Raw genomic sequence first — 22,417 nt, forward strand, 5'->3', positions numbered from 1 at the left:
GCCGCGCGGCGTCAGGCACGGGTCACCCCTGCGGCCAGCAGCACCGCGTCGCGCGGCTCGAAGTGCAGCGTGACCGGGTCTCCCAGCGAGGGCGTCTCCCGCAGTTCGGGAAGGTCCGCCTTCACCCGGTGTCCGCCGACGTCGACGTACAGCCGGTGCGTGGAACCCCGCCACTGCACCTCGGTGATGGTGCCGCTCAGCGCGTTGGGGCCGGTACCGAGACCGAGCAGGTGCGGCCGTACGCACAGGGTGGCCGCGGCTCCCGGCGCCGCGCGCCCCGGGTCGAGGGTCAGCGCACGGCCCTCGAAGACGGCGCCGCCGTCCGCCACCGTGACCGGGAGCAGGTTCGCGTCGCCGACGAAGGAAGCGGTGAATTCCGTGCGCGGGGCCCGGTACAGCTCCTGCGGTGTTCCGCAGTCCTGCAGCCGGGCGCGATCCATGACGGCGATCCGGTCGGCCAGGGTGAGCGCCTCCACCTGGTCGTGCGTGACGTACAGGATGGACACGTCGGGCAGTTCGCGGTGCAGCCGGGCCAGTTCGGCGAGCATCCCGGAGCGCAGCTGTGCGTCGAGGGCGGAGAGCGGTTCGTCCAGCAGGAGCACGCCGGGGCGGATGGCGAGGGCGCGGGCGAGGGCGACCCGCTGCTGCTGGCCGCCCGACAGCTCGCGCGGGTAGCGCCGGGCGTAGGCGGCCATGCCCGTCATCTCCAGGGCTTCGGCGACCCGGCCGGGGACGACGGCCTTCGGCGCCTTCCGGGCCTTGAGGCCGAAGGCGACGTTGTCCTCGACCCGCATGTGCGGGAAAAGCGCGTACTGCTGGACGACCATGCCGATGCCGCGCTGGTGCGGCGGGAGTGCGGTGACGTCCCGGCCGCCGATGAGCACCCGTCCCGCGCCGGGCCGTACGAAGCCGGCGACCGCGCGCAGGGCGGTGGTCTTGCCCGAGCCGGAGGGTCCGAGCAGCGCCATTACCTCGCCCGCCTCCACGGTCAGGTCGAGGCGGTCCAGCACGGTGTTGCCGTCGTAGGCGACGCTGACCCCGTCGAAGCGGATACCGCTCACGCCGACTCCGTGAGGAGCCGCGGGAGTTCGGCGACGGAGCCGAGGATGTGGGTCGCGCCGTTCCGCGTCAGCGCCGCGCGGTCGTGGGCGCCGGTGAGAACGCCCGCCACGATGCCCGCTCCGGCGCGCCGCCCGCTGAGCATGTCGTAGGCCGTGTCGCCGACGACCACGATGTCGGCGACATCCGCGACCCGGGCCGCGGCACCGGTCCGCAGGAACGCGGTCAGCACCATGTCGGGGAAGGGCCGGCCGCGGCCGCCCGCGTCGGCGGGACAGAGGGTGAGGTCCGCGAGGTCCTGCCAGCCGAGTGCGTCCAGGATGGCGTCCTGGGTGACGCGGGCGAAGCCGGTGGTCAGGGCGACGGTCCGGCCGTCGGCACGGAGCTCCTCGATCGCGGCGCGGGCGCCGGGGACCTCGGCGACCAGGCCGCCGTCGACGAGCTCCGCGTAGGCCTCCTCGAAGGCGGAGTTGGCGCGACGGGCCAGCTCCTCCCTGCCGAAGAGGTGCCGGAAGACAGAGATCTTGGACTCGCCCATGGTGGCCAGGACGTACTGGAGCTTCTCGGCGTGGTCGGGGGTGCCGGGCTCGACGCCGAGGCGCCCCGCCGCCCGCTCGAAGGCGCGCTCGACCAGGCCGCCGTCGGCGACGGTGGTACCGGCCATGTCGAGGACGACCAGCCGGCCGGCGCCGGTGGTGGTGCGGGTGGTGGTGCGGGTGGTGTCGGTGGCTTCGGCGCGAGTGGTGCCGGTGGTTTCGGTGGTGTCGGTCATCGGGATTACCAGCCCAGTTCGTTCGCGGTGGTCTCGGCGATGGCGGGGGAGCAGGTCATGCCGCGCCCGCCGGGTCCGGTCACCAGCCAGACGCCGTCGGCGACCTGCTGGCGGTGGACGACGCGGGAGGTGTCCGTGCACTGCGCGTACACGCCGGCCCACCGCTGCCTGATCTTCGGCAGTGAGCGGCCCAGGAAGGACTCGACGACCTCGGTGAGGTGCTCGTACGGATCCTCGACGGTGTCGAAGGCGAAGGGGGTGCTCGTATGCGTGGGTGTCGCCGATCGTCAGTCCGCCGTCCTGGCGCTGGACCATCAGCAGTTGCATCCGGTGCGCGGCGGCGATCGGCGTCTGGGCCTGGCCGGCGTTCAGCTCGTCGAGGGCCGCGGACCGGTAGGCGGGGTAGTAGCGGAAGCTGTCGGCGTCCGCGACGGAGGTGGTGAGCGCCTCCCCGAGCGGCGCGGTCTGCATCATCTGGAGCCGGACCCGGCGCACGGGCAGGTCTGGGACCAGTTCGCGGACCAGCCCGGTCAACCAGGCGCCGGTGGCCAGGACCACGGCGTCGCCGCGGTGGACGTCGCCGTGGTCGTCGCGGACTGCGCCGGGGCCGGTGACCTCGCGGACCTCGCGGCCGGGCAGGAAGGTGTAGCGGCTGCCGGCCTTGGCGCGCAGGGCCTCGCGCAGGTGCAGCTGAGCGGTGCGCGGTTCGACGGCCGCGTCCCGCTCGCACCACAGGGCGGCTTCGAAGTCGCCGCGCAGGGCCGGGTTGATCCTGCGCGCCTCCCCGGCGCCGAGAAGTTCGTAGCCGCGGGCGGCGGCGTCCGGGCGGGCCAGGGCCGCCTCGGCGACGGCGTGTTCGCGGGCGTTGCGGACGGGAGTGAGGGAGCCGATGGCGCGGAAACCCAGGCCGGGCACCTCCGCGCCGATCCGCTCCCACAGCTCGCGGGCGCGCAGGGCGGTGTCGAGCTCTTCGCCCCCGGCCCGTCCACTGACCCAGATCTGGCCGAAATTGCGCAGTGAGGCGCCGCGCGCCTCGGCCTCCCGCTCGATCTGGACGACCTCGTGGCCGCGTTCGACTGCTTGCCAGGCGTGCATGGTGCCGACCACGCCGCCTCCGACGACTATGACTCTCACGCCGCCAACGGTGGGTGCCGGCCGTGACCCGGGAGGGGCGGTCCGGCGACGCGCCGGTGAACGCGCCTCGACGATTGGACCAGACCCGTTATCTTTCTGTGATATCACTGCACCCCTTTTCAGTGGCTACGGGTGATTTGACGTCGGGTTATTCGGCGCGCAGGCGGGTCGTGAAGCTGAACCGGTCACCGCGGTAGAGCGAACGCACCCGCTCCAAGGGGCGGCCCTCCCCGTCCCGCGAGAAGCGGTGGATGAGCAGCATGGGCAGGGCCGGCGGGGTGCCGATCAGCAGGGCCTCGCGAGGGGTGGCGAGCACGGTCTCCAGCTTCTCGTCGGCCTCGCCGAAGGAGATGCCGAGGCTGTCGCGGAGATATCCGTAGAAGGAGGAGTCCGGCTGGAAATCGATGTCCAGGCGCGGGGCACGGGCCACCTGGATGTATGTGCTCTCCAGGCCGACGCGCTCGTCGTCGGCGAGCAGGACCCGTTCCAGGTGCCAGACGGGCTGGCCGGGCTCGGCACCGATCCCGGGCGCGAGGTCGGGCGGGCAGGGGAACTGTTCCAGCCCGATCAGCCGCCGGCCCGGCCGGTGCCCCTGGCGGCGCACCCCCTCCGTGTAGCTGGCGAGGGACAGCGGCTGCTCCAGCTTGGGCCCGGCGACGACGGTCCCCCGGCCGGAGCGGCGAAGCCGGCCCTCCAGCAGCAACTCGCGCAGGGCCTGCCGGACGGTCTCGCGGGAGACCTCGTACCGCTCGGCCAGATCGCGCTCGGTGGGCAGTGTCCCGCCCTCGCCGAGCGCGTCGAGGAGCTCGGCGATCCGGGCCTTGACGGCGTAGTACTTGGGGATGCGGCCGTGCTCGGGGATGCCGGACCGCACGGGCGAGCCGGGGCGGTGGCTCTGGAGGTTCTTTTCCACAACGGGACTCTATGCGGGGCGGTCGCGGCCGCCGTACGTGACTCCGGGGGCGGGCGGACTTCCCCACGGGCCGGCCGACGTCATCACGGGCGGACGGACATCAGCCGGGGGGCGGACTCCAGTGCAGGCGGGACGGCGTCAGCACCCGCGGCCGCGGGGTCGGGTGCGGAGTCTGCGGGCTCCCAGCAGGAGGCCTCCGCCCACGGCGACGGCGGTCAGGGCGCCCGCCCCGTACACCCACGCGTGGGGTCCGGTGTGGGCGAGGGAGCCGGCCTCGACGGAGCCCGCGGGCTCCTCGACGGAGAACCGGTAGCCGCCCGCCTCGCCGATCCAGTCCCCGTCGTCGCCCTTGCGCTGGACGAGGGCGGCGTCTGCGACGACCTCACCGGTGGGCGCGTCGGGGGCGAAGGAGAGCGAGACCTTCACGGTGTGGGTACCGCCGGGGGCCACGGTGAAGCCGGGAAAGGCGTCCCCGCCGTCGAAGACGGCGATGATCTCGTCGCGGTCGCTGCGTTCGAGCCCGGCGGGCAGGGTGCCGCCCGGGGCTTCGAACTCCATCCGCAGGTGGGCGGGTCGCAGGGTGCGGGCCTTGTCGGTGAGGACCACGACGGGGTGGATGGCCGTGCACCGGGAGTTCGTGGTGTTGGTCAGGTCCAGGTACCAGGTCTGCGGCTCGCCGCCGGTGCGGTACACGGCCGGGCCACCGCGGATCCGCGCGCCGATGGGGAAGGCGGAACTCTTGCCGTCCCCGCAGGCGGCCTGGATGCGGGACGGCAGCGCGGGAGCGGGGCGGGCACCGCCGCCGGTGCCGACGTCCGCGCCGGCGGTGGGTGCGGCGGTGACGGCCAGGACGGCGGAGAGGAAGGCCGTGAGGGCAAGGGCTTTGCGCAGTCGCATGGAAGACCTTCGCTGCTTGCCGGACAGGACGATGGTCGGACGAGGTGACCATCACCCCGGCCTGCCCGCACCCTCCCACGCAGGCGCGAACCGTCACCACGCACCACGCCTGAGTCGTTCCGGTTTACGCCCGATCGGTGCACCCGTCAACCCCGCTCCTCCCGCCCCACCGGCCCCGTTCAACCGCCGACGGTCGAGGCACGGGGGCCCGGGGGTATCGCCCCCGCAGCAGCGCCGCACCCGGCAACGCACAGGCCCCCGCGACGCACCAGCACCGGCATGTGCCCCTTACGGAGCGGAACGACGGGACCCGCGCGGCCGAGCCGCGCCCTACTCGCGCCCGAACAACGGCGCCAGCACCATCTCCGCCGCCCCCTCCGCCACACCCGCACCCGCCAGGGCGACCACCGGCCGGGCCGGATCCAGCGCACGGGCCGCGAGAACGGCTCCGACCCCGGACACGAACACGTCCGGCGCCGCCGCCACCACCCGACCGCCGAGCAGCACCCGGTCCACGTCCAGCAGCGCGACCAGGTTGGCCGCGGCCTCGCCCAGGATCCGAGCGGCCCCGGGAAGATCACCCCGAGCCACCGCCTCAAGGCACAGCACCTCCACGCAGCCGCGGGCCCCGCACCGGCAGGGCGGGCCATCCAGCAGGAGCACCTGGTGGCCGAACTCGCCCGCCGCCGAGCGGACGCCCCGGTAGACCCCGCCGCCCAGCCACAGCCCCGCGCCGAGTCCGGTCCCGACGTGCAGATACACGCACGTGCGGGGACCGCTGCCGGCGTACCCGCCCGCGCCCGGTTCCGTGTCCGTGTCCGGCCCGGTGTCCGGCCCCGTGTCCGCGTCCCCATCCGCATCCGGATCGGGCCAGGCGGCCCGGAGCCACGCCCCGGCGGCCGCGGCCGCACCGGCGTTCGTGTCCTTGTCCAGCAGCACCGGCAGTCCCAGCCGCCCCTCCAGCACCCCCCTCAGCGGAAAGTCCTTCCAGCTCGGGTAGCCGGTCACCCGCCCCATCACCCCGGCCCGGTGGTCGAGCGGTCCCGGCGCGGCCACCCCCACCCCCAAGGGCGGCAGGCCGGACGGGGCGCCGACCCGCGCGACCGCCCGTACGACCGCCTCGACCGCCGCCTCCGGTCCGGTCCCGAAGTCGAGCGGGCCGCTGCTCTCGGCGACGACGCGGCCCGCCAGGTCCACCCGTACCGCCCGGAGCTCGTCGCGGTCCAGCTGCACCCCCACGGCGTGCCGGACATCCGGCACCAGCCTCAGCAGGGTGCGCGGCTTTCCGCCGGTGGAAGCGGCCCGGCCCGCCTCCGCGACCAGGCCCTCCACACTGAGCCGGGCCGTGATCTTGCTGACGGCCTGCGGGGTGAGTCCCGTGCGGGCGGCGAGTTCCGCGCGCCCCAGGCCCGCCGGCCCCGCGGCCCGGAGCAGGTCCAGGACCAGCGCGTCGTTGTGGCCGCGCAGCGCCGGCAGGTTGGCCCCGCCGCGCCGACCGTATGCGTCGCCCCGGCCGCCGCTCCCGTTCCCGCTCCCGCTAGCCCTGTTCACAGGCCCATTGTCCACCCTCCTTGCACTTCGACAACGCTGTTGCCAAAGTGGCCTCATGAGCACCCCCACCCCCACTGCACCACTTCGTGTCGGCGTCATCGGCTACGGACTCGCCGGTTCCGTCTTTCACGCCCCCCTCGTGGCCGCCACGGACGGACTCGTCCTCGACACGGTCGTCACCTCCGACCCGGATCGGCAGGCCCGCGCCCGCGCCGAGTTCCCCGGCGTCCGCACCGCCCCCACCTCCGACGAGCTGTGGGAGCGCGACCTCGACCTCGTGGTGATCGCCTCCCCCAACAAGACGCACGTCCCGCTCGCCACGGCCGCCCTGGAAGCCGGGATCCCGGCGGTCGTGGACAAGCCGCTCGCCGCCACCGCCGCCGAGGCCCGGGCGCTCGCCGCCCTGGCGGACCGGCGCGGAGTCCTCCTTTCCGTCTTTCAGAACCGCCGCTGGGACAACGACTTCCTCACCCTGCGCCGCCTCCTCGCGGACGGCGAACTGGGCGAGATCCACCGCTTCGAGTCCCGCTTCGAGCGCTGGCGCCCGCAGCTGAAGGGCGGCTGGCGGGAGTCGGGCGCCCCGGAGGAGATCGGCGGCCTGCTCTACGACCTCGGCAGCCACGTCGTCGACCAGGCCCTCGTGCTGTTCGGGCCCGCCGTGCGGGTCTACGCAGAGACCGACGCGCGCCGCCCGGGCGCCGAGACCGACGACGACACCTTCATCGCCCTCACCCACGCGAACGGGGTCCGCTCGCACCTCTACGTCAGCGCAGCGACGGCCCAGCTCGGACCGCGGTTCCGGGTGCTCGGCTCCCGCGCCGGCTACGTGAAGTACGGCCTGGACCCGCAGGAGGGCGCCCTGCGGGAGGGCCTGCGGCCGGACGGGCGGCTGCCCTGGGGCGAGGAGCCGCCGCACCTGTGGGGGCGGGTGGGCTCGGGCGAATCCCCGCTGACCGGTGGCGGGGCCCCGGTACCGACCGAACAGGGCGACTACCCGGCGTACTACGCGGCGGTGGCGGCCGCCCTGCGCACCGGCGGGCCCGCCCCGGTCACGGCGCACGAGGCCGCGCGCTGCCTCGACGTACTGGAGGCTGCCCGCATGTCGTCCCAGGAAGGCGTGGCGGTGGAGCTTCCCGTCACCATGGCGCACCGAGAGCACTGAGGACATGGAGAGCACCTGGAGCGCCGAAGACCGCAGGCAGCACGGAACCGCGTGACGTCCCGGGCACGCGCGTGAGCCGGCGCGTGCGGGACGGGCGGGGCCGCCCCGACGGCCGCCCCGCCCGGCCCTCGCCCGCCCCTCGCCCGTCCTCCGTGTCCCGTACGGCGGTTACGCGCCCTTGACCTCCTGGCGCTGACGGCCGAGCCGCTCGATCTCCAGCTCCACGACGTCGCCGGCCCGCAGGTACGGCTTCGGCTCCGGCTGGCCCATCGCCACGCCGGCCGGTGTGCCGGTGACGATGACGTCGCCCGGGTACAGGGTCATGAACCGGCTCAGGTACCGGACCACCTCACCGACCGGGAAGATCTGATCAGAGGTGTTGCCGTCCTGCTTGAGCTCGCCGTTGACCCACAGCTTCACGTCCAGGACCTGCGGGTCCGGGATCTCGTCGGCGGTGACCAGCCACGGGCCGAGCGGGGTGAAGGTCTCGCAGTTCTTGCCCTTGTCCCAGGTGCCCCCGCGCTCGATCTGGAACTCGCGCTCCGAGACGTCGTTGACCAGAAGGTAGCCGCCGACGTGGGCCAGGCCCTGCTCCGCGGTGTCCAGGTAGCGGGCGGTGCTGCCGATGACGACGCCGAGTTCGGCCTCCCAGTCGGTCTTCACGCTGCCGCGCGGGATCAGCACGGTGTCGTCGGGGCCGACCACCGTGTCCGCGGCCTTCAGGAAGAGGATCGGCTCGGCCGGCGGCTCCACGCCGATCTCCGCCGCGTGGCCGAAGTAGTTCAGCCCGATGCCCATGATCTTGCCGATGCGGCCGACCGGCGCACCGGTTCGCAGCCCTTCGGCGTCCAGGACCGGAAGCTCACCGGAGGCGGCCGCGTCCCGCACCCGGGACAGCACGGAGCCGTCGGCGAGCAGCGCGCCGTCCACATCCGTGATCAGGCCGGACAGATCCCGCAGGGTCCCGTTCTGGTCGAGCAGCGCGGGGCGCTCCGACCCGACCGGTCCGACACGCAGCAGCTTCATGGGCATTCTCCCGTGGTCGTGGGTGGTCGGCCCACGGGCATGCCCCGGGCCGGACGATGGGTTGCGGCCATCGGAGGATTGGTCGATCCTCCAAGATGGCCACCCCATCCGCAAGACCCTGTTCACAGACTGGAACGCACAGCCCTGTCCGCCGCCGACCGGTCGGCGGCGGCTCCGGCCGCGACCCGCGCCGCGACACGCCCCTTGCGGTACTCCAGCCAGGCCCGCTCCGCCACGGACCAGGCGGTGGTGGTGAGCAGGTAGAGGCCGGCCGCCAGCGGCACGACGGCGGCGGTGATCAGCGTCCCGAAGGACAGCAGGGGCAGGACGCCGCCCAGCTTGCGCATGGCTTCCTGCTGCTCGGCGCTCAGCTCGGGCAGCCCCGCGACCGCCGCACTCCCGGCACCGGCACCGGCACCGGCCTTCTTGGCGGCCTTCGCAGGATGCGCCGGCTTCTTCGGGGCGGCCGCAACCGCAGCCGCCGCAGCGGCGGACCGGCGGCCGCGCGCGGCACTCCACGCGGCTACCACCGCGATCGCCCCGAAGAGCGCGAGGAACACCAGCCCCTGCGCCCCGAACAGGCCGCCCTCCCCGAGCGCGTCGCTCCAGCGGGACCCCAGCGGGGCGGCGAACAACCGGTGGTCCAGCAGCTCATTCCCCGACGAGAACGCCTGGTACATGAGGAAGAAGACCGGCAGCTGGAGCAGCACGGGCAGGAGGCCGGCCACCGGGGTCGCACCGCGGAAGGCGGCCCTGCTCAGCGGGTGCAGGGCGAGCCGTACGAGCACGGTGAACAGCACGATCGCGGCAGCAGTCGCGGACTCGGCCAGGGCCGGCTCCAGAAGCCGGCCCAGCTCAGCGACAAGGTGGATGAGAACGGACACGTGGGCCCTCCGAGGGGTCTCGTCGAACGTCGAAAGAACTGCGTTTCGGCGTGACGACCCACGAGGGGCGACAACAGTGATCAGTCAGCAGAAGGCGGGGAGTACTGCGCGCCCCTACGCGGCCGTCGGGGCGAGACGGCCGGGTGCCCTGGGTCGTGAACGGCCCGAGGCGTCGGGATCGCGCTGCGGCAGGAACGCCGTGCGCTGCTCGCGATCACGGATCACGGTGCGTATGCGGTGCGGCGGTACGGGCCGTACGAGCCGCGCGGCGGCGGCCAGGGCCTCGGCGCCCACGGAGACGGACGCGACGGACGCGGCGAGGGCGACCACCACGGCGCCCAGCCCGCTCTCCCCCGCGAACAGGCCGAGGGCTCCCCCGAGCAGCACGAGCGGGAGCAGTACGGAGAGCAGCCGGGCGATCCGGGCGGGCGGAACGTCGAAGCGTCGTGACCGACCCATGCGAACCTCCCCCTCATCACATCCGTGAACTGCACCGTCCTCGGTCGATGGTAACCGGGTCCACCGACAACGGCGGGGCCCGGGTCACGGTCTGAGGGTCCCCCAGACCACCAGCCGGTACTTCGAGCTGTACTCGGGCGTGCACGTGGTCAGGGTGATGTACGCGCCGGGCTCGTCGTACCCGTACTCCGGCTTCACCACGCTCCGCGGCACCGGCGCGATCACCCCGGTGTCCCGTGCGGTCGTCTCGCCCAGGACCTTTCCCACCACGTAGGTGTACCTGCGCCCCCGCACGTCGACGATCAGCTCGTCGCCCGGCCGCAGCCGGTTGACGTACCGGAACGGCTCGCCGTGGGTGTTGCGGTGTCCGGCCAGAGCGAAGTTCCCCCGCTCCCCGGGCCCGGCGGTCCCGGGGTACTGCCCCACGTACCCCCGGTCGAGGACGGCCCGCCGGTCGATTCCCTGCGCGACGGGCGCGACGAGGCCGAGGCGCGGGATGCGCAGGACGGCGTAGGCCCGCTCGCGCGCCCCCGACGGCTCGGCGGCGGACCCGGGCTCCGGCCGGGGAGCAGGAACGGCCGAGGGGCCGGAAGGGGAGGCGGGGGGAGAAGCAGCGGACGGCGAACCGGCGGACGAACCGGACGGCGAACCGGAAGGATGGGGATCGGCCCGCCAGTCCCGCTCCAGAACCCGGACCTGCTCCTGCGCCACAGCGACGGCCTGCCGGTTGGTCCACCACATCTGGTGCACCACCAGCAACAACACCACCACGCCCGCGGTGACGGTCAGCTCGGCGGTCGCCCACAGGATCCGCGCCGGGCCGACCCGGCGCGCCTGTCGACCCCGCCCCTGGACCACCACAGGTATGTGATCGCGCACGGGCGGCACCCTAAGTCCTCCCCCACCAACTGACCAGCGGCAGTACGGTGTGAACCATGCGCCCCGACACGCCTGCCGAGCACATCGCCGAAGCCGAGCGCCTCATCCGCACGGCGACCCGCTACCCCGAGGACCAGGAGCCCTTGCTCCTCCAGGCCGCGGCCCACCTCGAACTGGCCGACGAACGGGACCGGGCGAGCACCCTCTACGACCAGCTCCTGTCCTCCTCACCGTCCGACCCCCACCTGATCAAGGCCCTCCAGGCGGCGAACCTCTGGGAGTACGGCCACGAGCCCGAGGCCCGCGCCCTCATCTCGGGCATCCGCGCCGCCTCCCCCAAGGACCCGGCCCCGTGGGAGGTCATCGCGGAAGCCCTGGAGACGCACGACGAGTTGGAGGACGCGGAGAACTGCTTCACTCAGGCCGCGACGCTCCTGATCGCGGACTCCACCCCGCTCACCCCGGCCACGACCGCCCTCCTGACGGGCCGCCACCGCGTGCGCCGCCTCCTCGGGCGCCCGCACGACGACTGGGACATGGTCGCCGACACGCGCCACATCGGCCCCATCCCACTCGACGAGCTCCACGACCCCAAGCGCATCTGGGCCCTAGGCTCCGACGACCCCGCAGAGCTGCGCGCCGAGATCGCCCGCCTGCGCGCCGAACTGGGCGACCGCCGTGCGGCCCTGTCCCGCCCGTTCCCGGTGGCGATCCTCCACTGGCCGCAGCGCGAACTGTCCGAGTTGCTGACCAGCTACCCGACGCTCGGCGCGGAGTACGCCTCGCACGAGGCCCATCTGCGCGACATCGAGACCTCCCTGCGCGCCCTCGCCGCCTCGGGCACCACCAACCTGGGCATCGTCACGGCGAGCGTCCCCTCGTACGAGGCCTTCGCGGCCTCCGAGAAGACCTCCCCCGCGTCCCCCAGCCTCCTGGCCGAATACGCCACGACCCTCGCGGCCCGCGGCAAGGCCACCCCCTGGCCCCCCACCCCCACGGCCCCCTGCTGGTGCACCTCGGGCAAGCCGTACTCGGAGTGCCACGGGGAGTAGGGGGGCGGAATATCGCCTCTCTGGAGAACGATCCAGAAGGGGCGGTCCACCCAACGTTCGCGGTGAATTTTCGACCGCCCTAGCGGTCTGCCACCGCGTAGGTTGCGGCGGCCACGGCGGCTGCCGCCGTGCAGACCGCGGGCCAGGCACCGATCTTCTTCGCCAGGGGGTGCGAGCCCGCGAACGCCGCGACGTAGGCCGCGCCCAGCAGGGCCGTCGTCGTCGGCGACGTGCGGCGGTGCCACTCGCGCGCGGCGACGGTGCCGGCCGCTGCGAGAACCACACCGCCGAGCGGCCGCCTGCCGGTCCAGCGGGCTGCGGCGTACCCGCCGACGAGGCCGCCTGCGGCTACGACCGATGTGGGGAACTGCTCCATGGCGGGGACCTCCAGCCGTTCGAACGTCACCGGACGAGGCTAACGCGCCCGGCGGGCGAACCGGCGCGCGGCCGCCACCGTCAGCACGACGGCCGCCCCGCCCAGGACGCCGTCGGGCAGCGCGTCCTGGAGGGACCGCGGCAGTACGGCCACGACGCCCAGGAGCACGAAGAACGCCACCGCGCAGGCGGCGAGACCCATCAGGGCCCTGCTCAGGAGGTTGTTGCGCACGTCGGGCTCAACGCCGGGCCGAGCGGGCCGATACGGGTGGCCCACGACACCGTACGGAAGTCGGATTTGTCGCACACCCTCCGGATCTGTGGACCTCCCGTCCGGGGAGCACCCCAGGCGTAGATTCGGCCTTCGACAGGGGCGATACGGCCCAAGCCGCCCAAGCCGGCCCAAGGAGCTGCACACGTGATCTGCTATGGACCGGCCGTCCTCGACCTGGTGGACGAACTGGCCGACGTCTACGGCGAGGTCTTCTCGGCGCCGCCGTGGAACGAAAATGAAGAAACCATTCGCCAGTTCGCCGTACGGCTCCAGGCGGACAGCCGGCGCACCGGCTTCCGCACCGCCTTTGCACAGTCGCCCCTCGGCATCGACGGGTTCGCCACGGCCTGGCTGACCCCCCGCGCCTTCCCCACGGACCGCGCCTACGGGCAGGTCGCCGCGCAGCTCGGCCGACAGCGCGTGCGCGAGCTCCTCATCGGCGCCCTGGAGATCGACGAACTCGCCGTACGCCCGCACGCGCGCGGCCACGGCACCGGGCGCGCCCTGCTGGCGGAGATCACCGCCGACGCCCCCGCAGAGCGGGCCTGGCTGCTGACCTCCCGGGTGGCCACCGACACCGTGGCCACCTACCACCGGCTCGGCTGGCACGAGGTGAAACCGCTGCCCGGCACGCGGAACGCGGTCGCCGTCTTCCTCGCCCCGAACCACCCCTCGGCCTGAGCGTCGACCGCCCGCGACCGGGCATACCGGGGCCATGAACACGCGTTTCGCCCGACGCCAGCTGAACACGACCACCCACCACCAGCTCCGGCAGGCCGGCGTCCCGGCCGCCACCATCAGCGGCCGCAGCCGCCGCGGAGGCCCCGGGCAGCGGCTCCTACCGGGTGTGTACCTGCCACAGACCGGCCCGTCCGATGCCCGGCAGCAGGCCGTGTCCGCCGTGCTGTACGCCGCCCCGCCCACCGCGGACCCGCTCGCCGGGACCGGCACCGCGCTGACCGGCGGTGCGACCCTCGCGCTCCTCGGCATCCGCGGCGCTCCGAGGTCGCCGCGCTAGGCACCGAAGGCGCGGGAGACCGTGTAGATCAGCAGGCCCGCCAGGGCGCCGACCACCGTGCCGTTGATGCGGATGAACTGCAGGTCGCGGCCGATGTGGGCCTCGATCTTGCGGGAGGTGTGCTCGGCGTCCCAGGCCGCCACCGTGTCGGTGATCAGCGAGGTGATCTCTGCCCGGTAGGTGGTGACCACGTAGACGACCGCACCCTCGATCCAGCCCTCCACCTTCGCCTGGAGGCGACCGTCGGTGGCCAGGCGCGCGCCCAGGGAGATCAGCGAGGCGCGGACCCTCAGACGCAGCTCGCTCTGCTCGTCCTCCGCCGCCGAGATGATCATCGAGCGGATCGCGGACCAGGCGGAGGCGATGACGTCCTGGACCTCGTCGCGGGCCAGGATCTCGGACTTGAGGCGTTCCACCTTGGCGCGCGTCGCCGTGTCCGACTGCAGGTCGGCCGCGAAGTCACGCAGGAAGCGGTCGACCGCCGCGCGCGCCGGATGCTCGGGCATGTCCCGCATCTCCGTGACGAAGCGGAGCAGCTCCTTGTAGACGCGCTCGCCGACCTTGCGGTCGACGAACCGGGGGGTCCAGCCGGGGGCTCCGCCCTGGACGGCGTCCGTGATCGAGTCTCCGTGGGTGACCAGCCAGTCGTGCGCCTTGGCGCAGACGAGGTCGACGGCGCGGCGGTGACCGCCGTCCGAGACGATCTTCTGCAGGGTCTTGCCGATGCCCGGCGCGATCTCGGCGGACTCGGCCCGCCGGGTGATGGCCTCGCCGACCACTGCCTGCACGTCGGAGTCCCGCAGGACGGTCAGTGCGCCGCGCAGGGCCGTGGCCAGTTCGGCCGTGACCCGGTCGGCGTGCGCGGGCTCGGCCAGCCAGGCACCGAGGCGGCCGCCGATGCCGAGGGCGTGGAGGCGGGCCCGGACCACGTCGGCGGAGAGGAAGTTCTCGCCGACGAACTCGCCCAGGGTGACGCCGAGCTGGTCCTTCTTGGTCGGGATGATCGCGGTGTGCGGGATGGGCAGGCCGAGCGGCCGCTTGAAGAGGGCGGTGACGGCGAACCAGTCCGCGAGCGCGCCGACCATGCCGGCTTCCGCAGCCGCGGCGACGTAGCCGGCCCAGCCACCGGCGCCCCAGGCGTGCTGGGCGTACGTGGCCAGTACGTACACCAGCGCGACCAGGAGCAGGAGGCCGGTCGCGGTGGCCTTCATCCGGCGGACGCCGCGGCGGCGCTCCTCGTCGGCGGCGTTGAACACGAATGCTCCGCGGGCGGGGGACGAGGGCGGCAGTGGTGGTGGCGGGGCGGTGCCGCCGGCCGTACCGGCGGCTGCGCCGCCGGCGCCGTCGCCGGTTGTGCTGCGGTTGTCCACGTGCTCCTGCCTTCCCCGGGGGCGTGCCGGTTTGTCTGCATAGCATCCGACTCCTGAGAGGGCGGCGGAGTTCCCGCCACGCCCTTCCGCTCCCGCGGGGGCAGCGGTCCGGACGGCCCGGGCCCGGCTCTCCGCCCCGCGGGGGTGACGGTCCCGGTCCGGACGCGCCGGGCCGCCCCCGCGGGGCCGACGGTCCCCGTCCGGACCGGACCGCCCGTCCGCTCCTGCGGGAGCGGGCCCGAGTGGGCCCGACCCGCCGTACCGCCCCCGCGGGGGAGACGGTCCCGGTCCGCCCGGCCTCTCGTGCCCGCCCCTGCGGGGGACGTGGCGGGAGCCGGGTGGAAGCAGCGGCCCGCACAGGATCCGGCGCGCGGTGGCGCCCCGCGCGGGGTGCCTCCTCGGCTCGCACGTACGGCCGGAACGGCCCGTACGGGGCGGTGCTCGCTCGCCCTGCGGGCGCGCCCCTCCCGCCCCCGCGGCGTGCCGCGCGGGCGGACGCTCCGGCCGAACCACCGACCGCGGGGACGGCCTCCCCGGAAGCTCAGAGCTCCTTGCGGAGGGACGGGCCGCCCAAGGGACGCTTGGGCTTCTTGATCTTGACTTCGACACCGCCCCAGAACGCGAAGCCCGTCACCACCACCCGCGGAGCGCCCGGCTGGGTCGGGCCCGGGCTGTCGCGCTGGTCGAAGGCGCCCATGAAGCCGAAGCCCCGGACGTCCACGTCCACCCCCGGCGGCACCGTGATCTCGATGCCGCCCATGACCGCGACGCAGTTGATCACCACCTCGCGCTGCGCGAAGTCCGCCTCGCGCAGGTCCAGTTCGCCGCCGCCCCAGAAGGCCACCGCATCGAAGCGGGGCGGGACCGTCCAGCGGCCCTTGCGTTGGAAGCCCGACATCACCGCGACCGCCAGCGCCGACGAGCCCGTACCGCCGATCCGGCCCGGCCAGGGCGCGCCGGCCGCCGGCGCCGATGCGGACGGGACCGGGGCCGGCGCGGCCTGCCCCGCGACCGCCGGCAGATCCGCCGTCAGCGGTTCCAGCTCCGCGTACGTACGGGACTTGTACGCCGCCTCCAGTCGCTCCTCGAACTCCTCCATGTCGAGCCGACCCTCGGCGACGGCGTCCCGAAGGCGCTCCACCACCCGGTCCCGGTCGGCATCCGACGCCCTCAACTCCGGCAACGGCTTCTCCGGCCGCTCGTCACTCATGTGCACCAGACTATGCACCGGCGCGCGGGAGTTGTATGGTCCGGGGCCCTGAGGCCGCCCCCGACTCTCCCCTGAACCATCCCTGACCCGCCCCCGACCTGCGCCCCGGTCAGCCCCGCCCGGCGTACATCTTCGCGATCACGTCCTCGATGTCCGGCTCCCGCACCGACAGGTCCACCATCGGGTACCGGGCCGCCACCGCCGACACCAGCGGCGCGGCCGACGTGCCCGCCGGGAACGCCAGCCACTGCCGGGGGCCCTCCACCTTCACCACCCGCGCCCCCGGCACGCTGATCGGCGCCAGCTCCCGCTCCAGGTCCACCACCAGCATCCGCTCGCTCTCCCCCGCCGAACCCGCCGAGCCCGCCGCGTGCAGGCCGTCCAGGGCCCCGTCGTACATCAGCCGCCCGTGGTCGATCACCATCACCCGCTCGCAGAGCTGCTCGATGTCCTGCAGGTCGTGCGTGGTCAGCAGCACGGTGGTGCCGCGCTCCGCGTTCAACTGCCGCAGGAAGCCCCGCACCTTGGCCTTGCTCACCACGTCGAGCCCGATCGTCGGCTCGTCCAGGTACAGCACGTCCGGATCGTGCAGCAGCGCCGCGGCGATGTCCCCGCGCATCCGCTGCCCGAGCGACAGCTGGCGTACCGGGACGTCCAGCAGCTCCGCCAGGTCGAGGCGGTCCACGCACCGGTCCAGGTTCTCCTCGAACCGCGCCCTCGGCACCCGGTACATCCGCCGCATCAGCCGGTACGAGTCCTTCAGCGGCAGGTCCCACCACAGCGTGGTGCGCTGCCCGAACACCACCCCGATCCGCTGTGCGAGTCGGACCCGCTCCCGCGCCGGGTCGATGCCCGCGACCCGCAGCCGTCCGCCGCTCGGCGTGAGGATCCCGGTCAGCATCTTGATCGTGGTGGACTTCCCGGCCCCGTTGGGCCCGATGTAGCCGACCATCTCGCCCCGCGCGACCGCGAAACTGATGCCGTCCACCGCCCTGACCCGGCGTTTCTCCCGGCGCAGCAGGCCCACCCGGCGCCGTACGTCGAAGACCTTCTCGACCCCGTCCAGCGAGATCAGCGCATCGTCACCCACGGCTCAGCTCCCCGTGCTCCGGTACGAACGAACTCCCGCGCGCCAGGCCAGCGACGCGGGCACGAACACCGCCACGGCCACCAGCGGGCTCAGGAACGCAGCCCACCCCGGCAGCCCCAGCGGATCGGGCCGCCCCAGCACGTACAGCGCGGGCAGCCAGTTGACGAAGGCCAGCGGGACGACGAAGGTCACCCCGCGCAGCAGCTCCGTCGCGAAGACCGTCGGCGGGTACTGCAGCATCGTGCAGCCTCCGTAGGTGAAGGAGTTCTGGACCTCCGCCGCGTCCCCGGCGATGAACTGGAAGGCGGCTCCGGCCACCATCACCGCAGCGAAGATCGCCGCGCCCGCCAGCAGCATCACCGGCATCAGCAGCACCTTCCCGACCGTCCAGTCCACGTCCAGCGACGACAGCGCCCAGCCCAGCACCCCCAGCCCCTGCGCGATCCGACCCAGTCGGCGCAGCGCGAAACGATCGGCCGCGACCTGCGCGAGCAGCGGGACGGGCAGCACCAGCATGGTGTCGAGCGAACCGTCGCGAATCCGGGCGCCGATCCGGTCGGTGCTGCCCAGCAGCAGGTCGGCGAGCCCCAGGGACGCCGAGCAGGACCCGTACAGCAGGGCGATCTCGGGCAGGGTGAAGCCGCCGAGGACGTCCACGTGCGAGAACATGATGGAGATCGCCGCGAAGTCCAGCATCGTGATCGCCGCATTGCCCAGCGTCGACAGGACGAAGGACATCCGGTACGTCATGGTCGCCCGCATCCACATGGCGACGATCAGGCCGTAGCCGCGCAGCCCCTCCCGGACCCGGCCGCGCACCCGGGGCGCCACCAGGTCCGCATGCTCCCGCTCCCGTACCGCCCCCGCAGCCCCGGCAGCCCCGGCAGCCCCGGCAGGCCCCGCAGCACCCGTGACCTCAGCCACCCTGGACCACCACCTTCCGCGTCGCCGCCGCCTGCAACAGCCGCCCGGCGCCCAGCAGTACGAGGACCCAGAAGATCTGGAAGCCCAGCGCGCCGGCCGCGTACCCGGCCCCCGAGTTCACCCCCAGCAGCACGTCCATCGGGACCTGGAGCATCGCCGACCAGGGCAGCATGCGCACGAACGCACCGAAGGCCCCGGGCAGGACGGTCAGCGGCAGCAGCATCCCCGAGCAGAAGATCGAGACGACGGTCATCATCAGGTTGATCCCGGAACCGTCCAGCAGCCAGAACGCCAGCAGCCCCATCAGGTAGCGCACCGCGAAGCTCACCACCAGCCCGAGTCCGACGGAGGCCAGGAACAGCAGCCAGCGCCACGGATCCGGGGGCAGCGCCAGCCGGAAGGCCAGCGCCCCCGCCGCGAGCGGCACCAGCCCGCGCCCCAGCAGTTGGAAGGCGGCACGGCCCAGGTCGGCCGCGAGCCACCACATCTGGAGGTCCGCGGGCCGGTAGAGGTCGACGGCGATGTCGCCCGTGCGGACCCGCTCCTGGAGCTCCTCTTGAAAGCCGCCGCCGATCAGGGCTCCCGCGGCCAGCAGCGATTGGCTCACCCAGACGAAGGCCAGGGCCTGCGCCTGGTCGTAGCCGCCCAGCCCCGGGCGCTGGTCCCACAGGGCGATGTACGTGAACGCGACGATGAACCCGAACACGGTGTTGGTGAACACGCCCGCGGCGGTCGCCGTCCCGTAGGTGGCGTAGCGGCGGAAACCGCCGGCCGCGACCGCCGCGTAGAGGCGCACTCTCTGGCGCACCGTATCCCCTCCGTTTTCCGCGTCGTTCCTACGTCGGCCAGGTCGGCCAGGTCGGCCAAAGCGCGTGAGCTTAGTGCGGAGGGGCGAGCCACGCGACCGATTTACCCCCGTCCGGGGCGGTGGTCACCGGCCATCGGGTAGACACCATGAGGTACAGAAGTGGATATTTCGTACAGCGTCGAGGAGTCCTGGAGATGAGCGACCAGTCACCACCCGCGGGCTGGACCCCTCGAGACCCGGACACCCCGCCCGGCGCCCTCGACCCGCGGGCCCGGCAGTCGGCCCGCGGGCGGACGCGGCCCGGGACGCGGCCTCCCGGGCCGGGCGGCGGACCGGGCGGGAAAGCCCGCCGCGGGCGGACCGGATGGCGCCGCCTGCTGCCCACCTGGCGCATGGTCCTCGGCGCGGTACTGCTCCTCGCCCTCCTGATCGGCGGCGGACTCGTGGCCGGTTACCTACTGGTCGACATCCCTCCGGCCAATGCCGCCGCGACCGCGCAGTCGAACGTCTACCTCTACTCCGACGGCTCCCAGCTCGCCCGCGACGGCGAGGTCAACCGGGTCAACGTGGCCCTCTCACAGATCCCGCGAACCGTCCAGGAGGCCGTACTGGCCGCGGAGGACCGGGACTTCTACTCCGAGCGGGCCGTGGACCCCAAGGCGATGGTCCGGGCCGCCTGGAACACGGCCACCGGCAAGGGCACCCAGTCCGGGTCGACGATCACCCAGCAGTACGTCAAGAACTACTACTTGGGCCAGGAGCAGACGATCAAACGCAAGGCCAAGGAGTTCTTCATCGCGATCAAACTCGGTCGCGAGAAGTCCAAGGCCTACATCCTCGAGGGCTACCTGAACACCAGCTACTTCGGCCGCAACGCCTACGGCATCCAGGCCGCCTCCCAGGCGTACTACGGCAAGGAGGTCGGCCGCCTCACCACCGCCGAAGGCGCCTACCTCGCGACCCTGCTCAACTCCCCCAGCGCCTTCGACGTCGTCTCCCACCCGCAGAGCCGTGCCCGCGCCCTCGCCCGCTGGAACTACGTCCTCGACGGCATGGTCACCAAGGGCTGGCTCAGCAGTGCCGAACGCGCGACCACGCAGTTCCCCGAGCCCGGCAAGGTCCGGGCCGCCGCCGGACTGTCCGGCCAGCGCGGCTATCTCGTCGAAGCGGTCAAGGAGTTCATCCTCGACCGCGAGATCCTCGACGACAAGACCCTCGCCGAGGGCGGCTACCGGATCACCACCACGATCGACCGGCGCCTCCAAGCCGACTTCGTCGAGGCCGTGGAGGACCGGATGCTCGGCAAGCTCGACCCCGAGGCGCACCCGGCGGACCGGGTGGTGCGGGCCGGCGGGGTCTCCATCGACCCGGCCACCGGCAAGGTCGTCGCCCTGTACGGCGGGCTCGACTACACCAGGCAGTACGTGAACAACGCGACCCGGCACGACTACCAGGTCGCCTCCACCTTCAAGCCGTTCGTCTTCGCGGCCGCCGTGGAGAACGACTCCCGCACCCAGGACGGCCGCAGGATCACCCCCCACACCGTCTACAACGGCGACAACAAGCGCCCCGTCGTCGGCGGCCGGATCCGCTTCGCGCCGGAGAACGAGGGCCAGATCTCCTACGGCAACATCACGGTCAGCACCGCCACCGACCTCTCGGTGAACGCCGTGTACGCCCAGATGGCCGTCGACGTCGGCACCGCCAGGGTCAAGAAGACGGCCATCGACCTCGGCATCCCCGAGGACACGCCGAACTTCGTGGTCGGCCCGGCCATGGCACTGGGCACCCTCCAGGCCAGCGTCCTCGACATGACCCAGGCATACGCGACCCTCGCCGACCACGGCCGGCGCACCCCCTACACCTTCCTGGAGGAGATCGCCAAGGGCGACGACACGGTCCCCCTGCCGGAGCGCACCCCCGTTCAGGCCATCAGCCGCGAAGCCGCCGACACCACCACGTCCATGCTGGTCAGCGTCGTGGACAACGGCACCGGTACGGCAGCCCTCGCTGCCGGACACCCGGCCGCGGGCAAGACCGGCACGGCCGAGCTGGACCGCTCGGCCTGGTTCGCGGCCTACACCCCGAACCTGGTCACCGTGGTCGCGATGATGGGCCAGGACCCGGACACCGGCAGTCTGGAGTCGCTCTACGGGGCCCTCGGCGAGCCCCGCATCGGCGGTGGCGGCTACCCGGCCCGCATCTGGGCCGCGTACACCAAGAGCGCGCTGGAGGGCACCGACCCCGTCGACTTCGAACTCGACCTCCAGCCGGGCGCCGCGCAGCCCCCGCCGCCCTCCTGGCAGCCGGAGTCCCCGCGGGAGACGCCCGGCGAGGACACCCCGTCCCCGTCCCAGCAGCCCACCCCGCCGTCCGGCGGCCAGGACAACGGCGGCCAGGGCGACGGGGGCCGCACCCAGGGCGGCCGGGACAACGGCGGCCAGGACGGCGGCGGCGGCCGCGACAACGGCGGCCAGGCCCAGGGGGGCCGGGACACCGGAGGCCGCACCCAGGGCGGCCAGGACGGCGGCGGCACCGGCCGGGACGACGAGGGCGCCACCACCTCCGGCCCCCGGGGCGGAACGGGCACCGGCGCAAGCGGGGGCGGCTGGGACGGCGGCGGGACGATCGGAGGCCCCCGCCCGCCGTCCGCGTTCCTGGAGTGACCGAGGAGTGACCGCAGGACCGGGGAGTGACCGGGGCGGCCGGGGGTCAGTGGCCCGAGGTCGCCTTCAGCCCCACCACGGCGACCAGCAGCAGACAGATGAAGAAGATCCGGGCGGCGGTGACGGGCTCACCCAGCACCGCCATACCGAGCACGGCCGCACCGGCGGCCCCGATGCCCAACCACACCCCGTACGCCGTGCCGATGGGCAGGGTCTTCGCGGCGTACGACAGCAGCACCATGCTGGCCACGATGCCGGCGCCCGTGAACACGCTGGGCCACAGCCGGGTGAAGCCCTCGGTGAACTTCATGCCGATCGACCAGCCGACTTCGAGCAGACCGGCGACAAGAAGAAGAACCCAGGCCATGACGGCACCTCCGAGACGTCGAGCGGTACGGGGTGCGTCGTCTTTTCCTACCCGGTACGGCGCGTCTCGTCGGGTTCTCCCCCACCGTAGCAAAAGACGGCGGAAGGGCCGGTGGCCTCGGCCACCGGCCCTTCCGCCGTGCGTCGGATCAGAGGTACAGCCCGGTGGAGTCCTCCGACCCCTCCAGCCGCTCCGCGGCCACGGCGTGCAGGTCCCGCTCGCGCATCAGCACGTACGTCGCCCCGCGCACCTCGACCTCGGCCCGGTCCTCGGGGTCGTAGAGCACCCGGTCCCCGGGCTCGACGGTCCGTACGTTCTGCCCGACCGCGACGACCTCGGCCCAGGCCAGCCGCTTGCCCACGGCGGCCGTCGCCGGGATCAGGATGCCGCCGCCGGAACGCCGCTCGCCCTCGGGCAGGTCGGACTTCACGAGCACGCGGTCGTGGAGCATGCGGATGGGCAGTTTGTCGTGGGTGGTGTTGTCGCTCACGCCCCGAACCTACCTGTCCTCACCGGTCCCGTACCGT

Annotated in this window: 23 protein-coding genes, 1 pseudogene and 1 riboswitch; of the genes and pseudogenes, 5 read left to right on the plus strand and 19 right to left on the minus strand. The window is 73.4% G+C overall.

The genetic code is table 11. The annotated features are described in order from the left end of the window. Nucleotides 1–11: 11 nt before the first annotated feature. From R4Z63_RS11500 to R4Z63_RS11525, 6 genes and pseudogenes are all read right to left on the minus strand, one after another. Complete coding sequence (locus R4Z63_RS11500; protein ID WP_384446105.1) at nucleotides 12–1,061, minus strand: ABC transporter ATP-binding protein; 1,050 nt, start codon at nucleotides 1,059–1,061, stop codon at nucleotides 12–14. Then, nucleotides 1,058–1,831, minus strand: a complete 774-nt coding sequence (locus R4Z63_RS11505; protein ID WP_384446107.1) for a phosphonatase-like hydrolase — start codon at nucleotides 1,829–1,831, stop codon at nucleotides 1,058–1,060. Before R4Z63_RS11505 ends, R4Z63_RS11500 begins: the two co-directional genes overlap by 4 nt. 186 nt (nucleotides 1,832–2,017) lie before the next feature. Next, a pseudogene (locus tag R4Z63_RS11510) lies at nucleotides 2,018–2,926 on the minus strand (FAD-dependent oxidoreductase); the annotation flags it as partial. A 187-nt stretch (nucleotides 2,927–3,113) separates the two neighbouring features. Beyond that, entirely contained in the window at nucleotides 3,114–3,878 is a 765-nt protein-coding gene (locus R4Z63_RS11515) for a GntR family transcriptional regulator (RefSeq protein ID WP_037923404.1), read from the minus strand. 138 nt (nucleotides 3,879–4,016) lie between these two features. Beyond that, nucleotides 4,017–4,775 (minus strand): hypothetical protein, encoded by a 759-nt coding sequence (locus tag R4Z63_RS11520; protein ID WP_384446110.1) that lies wholly within the window; start codon nucleotides 4,773–4,775, stop codon nucleotides 4,017–4,019. A 330-nt stretch (nucleotides 4,776–5,105) separates the two neighbouring features. Further along, complete coding sequence (locus R4Z63_RS11525; RefSeq protein WP_384446112.1) at nucleotides 5,106–6,326, minus strand: ROK family transcriptional regulator; 1,221 nt, start codon at nucleotides 6,324–6,326, stop codon at nucleotides 5,106–5,108. Between the two features lie 55 nt (nucleotides 6,327–6,381). Here R4Z63_RS11525 and R4Z63_RS11530 point away from each other — a divergent pair, with 55 nt between their 5' ends. Then, entirely contained in the window at nucleotides 6,382–7,488 is a 1,107-nt protein-coding gene (locus R4Z63_RS11530; RefSeq protein ID WP_384446114.1) for a Gfo/Idh/MocA family oxidoreductase, read from the plus strand. Nucleotides 7,489–7,656: 168 nt separating this feature from the next. Here R4Z63_RS11530 and R4Z63_RS11535 read toward each other — a convergent pair whose 3' ends face one another. The 4 genes from R4Z63_RS11535 to R4Z63_RS11550 all read right to left on the minus strand — a co-directional run bounded on the left by R4Z63_RS11535 (nucleotide 7,657) and on the right by R4Z63_RS11550 (nucleotide 10,736). Then, nucleotides 7,657–8,514 carry a fumarylacetoacetate hydrolase family protein gene (locus R4Z63_RS11535; protein WP_384446116.1) on the minus strand — a complete coding sequence of 286 codons (858 nt, stop codon included), beginning with the start codon at nucleotides 8,512–8,514 and terminating at the stop codon, nucleotides 7,657–7,659. A gap of 122 nt (nucleotides 8,515–8,636) precedes the next feature. Beyond that, the gene (locus R4Z63_RS11540) at nucleotides 8,637–9,398 is read right to left on the minus strand and encodes a hypothetical protein (RefSeq protein ID WP_384446118.1); all 762 of its coding nucleotides are present in this window, start codon (nucleotides 9,396–9,398) and stop codon (nucleotides 8,637–8,639) included. Nucleotides 9,399–9,512: 114 nt separating this feature from the next. Further along, entirely contained in the window at nucleotides 9,513–9,857 is a 345-nt protein-coding gene (locus R4Z63_RS11545; RefSeq protein WP_384446120.1) for a DUF6412 domain-containing protein, read from the minus strand. Nucleotides 9,858–9,941: 84 nt separating this feature from the next. After that, complete coding sequence (locus tag R4Z63_RS11550; RefSeq protein ID WP_384446122.1) at nucleotides 9,942–10,736, minus strand: class E sortase; 795 nt, start codon at nucleotides 10,734–10,736, stop codon at nucleotides 9,942–9,944. Nucleotides 10,737–10,792: 56 nt separating this feature from the next. Here R4Z63_RS11550 and R4Z63_RS11555 point away from each other — a divergent pair, with 56 nt between their 5' ends. Further along, nucleotides 10,793–11,788 (plus strand): SEC-C domain-containing protein, encoded by a 996-nt coding sequence (locus R4Z63_RS11555; RefSeq protein ID WP_037923386.1) that lies wholly within the window; start codon nucleotides 10,793–10,795, stop codon nucleotides 11,786–11,788. Between the two features lie 79 nt (nucleotides 11,789–11,867). Here R4Z63_RS11555 and R4Z63_RS11560 read toward each other — a convergent pair whose 3' ends face one another. Both R4Z63_RS11560 and R4Z63_RS11565 read right to left on the minus strand, forming a co-directional pair. Continuing rightward, nucleotides 11,868–12,164 carry a hypothetical protein gene (locus tag R4Z63_RS11560; RefSeq protein WP_384446230.1) on the minus strand — a complete coding sequence of 99 codons (297 nt, stop codon included), beginning with the start codon at nucleotides 12,162–12,164 and terminating at the stop codon, nucleotides 11,868–11,870. A 39-nt stretch (nucleotides 12,165–12,203) separates the two neighbouring features. After that, the gene (locus R4Z63_RS11565) at nucleotides 12,204–12,395 is read right to left on the minus strand and encodes a DUF7940 domain-containing protein (protein WP_384446124.1); all 192 of its coding nucleotides are present in this window, start codon (nucleotides 12,393–12,395) and stop codon (nucleotides 12,204–12,206) included. A 186-nt stretch (nucleotides 12,396–12,581) separates the two neighbouring features. Between R4Z63_RS11565 and R4Z63_RS11570 the strand changes: the two genes are divergently transcribed. Together R4Z63_RS11570 and R4Z63_RS11575 are read left to right on the plus strand one after the other, a co-directional pair. Beyond that, nucleotides 12,582–13,118 carry a GNAT family N-acetyltransferase gene (locus R4Z63_RS11570; protein ID WP_384446126.1) on the plus strand — a complete coding sequence of 179 codons (537 nt, stop codon included), beginning with the start codon at nucleotides 12,582–12,584 and terminating at the stop codon, nucleotides 13,116–13,118. Nucleotides 13,119–13,152: 34 nt separating this feature from the next. Continuing rightward, nucleotides 13,153–13,455, plus strand: coding sequence for a hypothetical protein (locus tag R4Z63_RS11575; protein ID WP_384446128.1), 303 nt, complete (start codon nucleotides 13,153–13,155; stop codon nucleotides 13,453–13,455). Here the strand turns inward: R4Z63_RS11575 and R4Z63_RS11580 are convergent. The 5 genes from R4Z63_RS11580 to R4Z63_RS11600 form a co-directional block, all read right to left on the minus strand. Continuing rightward, nucleotides 13,452–14,825 (minus strand): DUF445 domain-containing protein, encoded by a 1,374-nt coding sequence (locus tag R4Z63_RS11580; protein WP_384446130.1) that lies wholly within the window; start codon nucleotides 14,823–14,825, stop codon nucleotides 13,452–13,454. The genes R4Z63_RS11575 and R4Z63_RS11580 overlap by 4 nt on opposite strands. A gap of 541 nt (nucleotides 14,826–15,366) precedes the next feature. Continuing rightward, entirely contained in the window at nucleotides 15,367–16,035 is a 669-nt protein-coding gene (locus R4Z63_RS11585; RefSeq protein WP_384446132.1) for a DUF1707 SHOCT-like domain-containing protein, read from the minus strand. A 109-nt stretch (nucleotides 16,036–16,144) separates the two neighbouring features. Beyond that, nucleotides 16,145–17,125 (minus strand): ABC transporter ATP-binding protein, encoded by a 981-nt coding sequence (locus R4Z63_RS11590; protein ID WP_037923376.1) that lies wholly within the window; start codon nucleotides 17,123–17,125, stop codon nucleotides 16,145–16,147. 3 nt (nucleotides 17,126–17,128) lie between these two features. Continuing rightward, nucleotides 17,129–18,049 carry an ABC transporter permease gene (locus R4Z63_RS11595; RefSeq protein WP_384446134.1) on the minus strand — a complete coding sequence of 307 codons (921 nt, stop codon included), beginning with the start codon at nucleotides 18,047–18,049 and terminating at the stop codon, nucleotides 17,129–17,131. Beyond that, nucleotides 18,042–18,845: an ABC transporter permease gene (locus R4Z63_RS11600; protein ID WP_384446232.1), complete on the minus strand. Its 804-nt coding sequence runs from the start codon at nucleotides 18,843–18,845 to the stop codon at nucleotides 18,042–18,044. Before R4Z63_RS11600 ends, R4Z63_RS11595 begins: the two co-directional genes overlap by 8 nt. A gap of 206 nt (nucleotides 18,846–19,051) precedes the next feature. Between R4Z63_RS11600 and R4Z63_RS11605 the strand changes: the two genes are divergently transcribed. Continuing rightward, nucleotides 19,052–21,523 (plus strand): transglycosylase domain-containing protein, encoded by a 2,472-nt coding sequence (locus R4Z63_RS11605; protein ID WP_384446136.1) that lies wholly within the window; start codon nucleotides 19,052–19,054, stop codon nucleotides 21,521–21,523. Between the two features lie 46 nt (nucleotides 21,524–21,569). Here the strand turns inward: R4Z63_RS11605 and R4Z63_RS11610 are convergent, their stop codons facing one another. After that, nucleotides 21,570–21,890: a DMT family transporter gene (locus R4Z63_RS11610; protein WP_491522535.1), complete on the minus strand. Its 321-nt coding sequence runs from the start codon at nucleotides 21,888–21,890 to the stop codon at nucleotides 21,570–21,572. Nucleotides 21,891–21,921: 31 nt separating this feature from the next. Continuing rightward, nucleotides 21,922–21,991, minus strand: a riboswitch (guanidine-III (ykkC-III) riboswitch). A 47-nt stretch (nucleotides 21,992–22,038) separates the two neighbouring features. After that, on the minus strand, nucleotides 22,039–22,380 hold the full coding sequence (locus tag R4Z63_RS11615) for a GroES family chaperonin (protein WP_031152325.1): 342 nt from the start codon (nucleotides 22,378–22,380) through the stop codon (nucleotides 22,039–22,041). Nucleotides 22,381–22,417 lie beyond the last annotated feature (37 nt).

Source organism: Streptomyces sp. PL-29, from assembly GCF_058344425.1.

Bases quoted from the DNA above. Each gene is read 5' to 3' on its own strand.
- R4Z63_RS11530 (WP_384446114.1), top strand. From the start codon at position 6,382: ATGAGCACCCCCACCCCCACTGCACCACTTCGTGTCGGCGTCATCGGC.
- R4Z63_RS11605 (WP_384446136.1), top strand. From the start codon at position 19,052: ATGAGCGACCAGTCACCACCCGCGGGCTGGACCCCTCGAGACCCGGAC.
- R4Z63_RS11585 (WP_384446132.1), bottom strand. From the start codon at position 16,035: ATGAGTGACGAGCGGCCGGAGAAGCCGTTGCCGGAGTTGAGGGCGTCG.
- R4Z63_RS11555 (WP_037923386.1), top strand. From the start codon at position 10,793: ATGCGCCCCGACACGCCTGCCGAGCACATCGCCGAAGCCGAGCGCCTC.
- R4Z63_RS11610 (WP_491522535.1), bottom strand. From the start codon at position 21,890: ATGGCCTGGGTTCTTCTTCTTGTCGCCGGTCTGCTCGAAGTCGGCTGG.
- R4Z63_RS11520 (WP_384446110.1), bottom strand. From the start codon at position 4,775: ATGCGACTGCGCAAAGCCCTTGCCCTCACGGCCTTCCTCTCCGCCGTC.
- R4Z63_RS11545 (WP_384446120.1), bottom strand. From the start codon at position 9,857: ATGGGTCGGTCACGACGCTTCGACGTTCCGCCCGCCCGGATCGCCCGG.
- R4Z63_RS11505 (WP_384446107.1), bottom strand. From the start codon at position 1,831: ATGACCGACACCACCGAAACCACCGGCACCACTCGCGCCGAAGCCACC.
- R4Z63_RS11575 (WP_384446128.1), top strand. From the start codon at position 13,153: ATGAACACGCGTTTCGCCCGACGCCAGCTGAACACGACCACCCACCAC.
- R4Z63_RS11535 (WP_384446116.1), bottom strand. From the start codon at position 8,514: ATGAAGCTGCTGCGTGTCGGACCGGTCGGGTCGGAGCGCCCCGCGCTG.
- R4Z63_RS11560 (WP_384446230.1), bottom strand. From the start codon at position 12,164: ATGGAGCAGTTCCCCACATCGGTCGTAGCCGCAGGCGGCCTCGTCGGC.